Source organism: Bacillus sp. NPDC094064 (assembly GCF_050279585.1).
Lineage (GTDB): Bacteria > Bacillota > Bacilli > Bacillales > Bacillaceae_G > Bacillus_A.
In genome coordinates this window covers 1-1,712 of sequence record NZ_JBNNUI010000022.1, presented here as the reverse complement: position 1 = coordinate 1,712, position 1,712 = coordinate 1, and the positions used below count along the sequence as shown (strand labels likewise).

The window sequence follows — 1,712 nt, the reverse complement described above, 5'->3', positions numbered from 1 at the left end:
AATGGTATCAGTGGTAGGGGAGCGTTCTAAGGACAGTGAAGTCAGACCGTAAGGACTGGTGGAGTGCTTAGAAGTGAGAATGCCGGTATGAGTAGCGAAAGACGGGTGAGAATCCCGTCCACCGAATGCCTAAGGTTTCCTGAGGAAGGCTCGTCCGCTCAGGGTTAGTCAGGACCTAAGCCGAGGCCGACAGGCGTAGGCGATGGACAACAGGTTGATATTCCTGTACCACCTCTTTATCGTTTGAGCAATGGAGGGACGCAGAAGGATAGAAGAAGCGTGCGATTGGTTGTGCACGTCCAAGCAGTTAGGCTGATAAGTAGGCAAATCCGCTTATCGTGAAGGCTGAGCTGTGATGGGGAAGCTCCTTATGGAGCGAAGTCTTTGATTCCCCGCTGCCAAGAAAAGCTTCTAGCGAGATAAAAGGTGCCTGTACCGCAAACCGACACAGGTAGGCGAGGAGAGAATCCTAAGGTGTGCGAGAGAACTCTGGTTAAGGAACTCGGCAAAATGACCCCGTAACTTCGGGAGAAGGGGTGCTTTCTTAACGGAAAGCCGCAGTGAATAGGCCCAAGCGACTGTTTAGCAAAAACACAGCTCTCTGCGAAGCCGTAAGGCGAAGTATAGGGGGTGACACCTGCCCGGTGCTGGAAGGTTAAGGAGAGGGGTTAGCGTAAGCGAAGCTCTGAACTGAAGCCCCAGTAAACGGCGGCCGTAACTATAACGGTCCTAAGGTAGCGAAATTCCTTGTCGGGTAAGTTCCGACCCGCACGAAAGGTGTAACGATTTGGGCACTGTCTCAACCAGAGACTCGGTGAAATTATAGTACCTGTGAAGATGCAGGTTACCCGCGACAGGACGGAAAGACCCCGTGGAGCTTTACTGTAGCCTGATATTGAATTTTGGTACAGTTTGTACAGGATAGGCGGGAGCCTTTGAAACCGGAGCGCTAGCTTCGGTGGAGGCGCTGGTGGGATACCGCCCTGACTGTATTGAAATTCTAACCTACGGGTCTTATCGACCCGGGAGACAGTGTCAGGTGGGCAGTTTGACTGGGGCGGTCGCCTCCTAAAGTGTAACGGAGGCGCCCAAAGGTTCCCTCAGAATGGTTGGAAATCATTCGTAGAGTGCAAAGGCATAAGGGAGCTTGACTGCGAGACCTACAAGTCGAGCAGGGACGAAAGTCGGGCTTAGTGATCCGGTGGTTCCGCATGGAAGGGCCATCGCTCAACGGATAAAAGCTACCCCGGGGATAACAGGCTTATCTCCCCCAAGAGTCCACATCGACGGGGAGGTTTGGCACCTCGATGTCGGCTCATCGCATCCTGGGGCTGTAGTCGGTCCCAAGGGTTGGGCTGTTCGCCCATTAAAGCGGTACGCGAGCTGGGTTCAGAACGTCGTGAGACAGTTCGGTCCCTATCCGTCGTGGGCGTAGGAAATTTGAGAGGAGCTGTCCTTAGTACGAGAGGACCGGGATGGACGCACCGCTGGTGTACCAGTTGTTCTGCCAAGGGCATAGCTGGGTAGCTATGTGCGGAAGGGATAAGTGCTGAAAGCATCTAAGCATGAAGCCCCCCTCAAGATGAGATTTCCCATAGCGTAAGCTAGTAAGATCCCTGAAAGATGATCAGGTTGATAGGTTCGAGGTGGAAGCATGGTGACATGTGGAGCTGACGAATACTAATAGATCGAGGACTTAACCATATAATATG

The 1,712-nt window shown here is 52.9% G+C and carries 1 rRNA gene (running past one end of the window); it reads left to right on the top strand.

The annotated features are described in order from the left end of the window. Positions 1–1,704: ribosomal RNA gene (locus tag ACQKNI_RS26000) — 23S ribosomal RNA — on the top strand; it begins 1,316 nt to the left of the window's first position. Positions 1,705–1,712 lie beyond the last annotated feature (8 nt).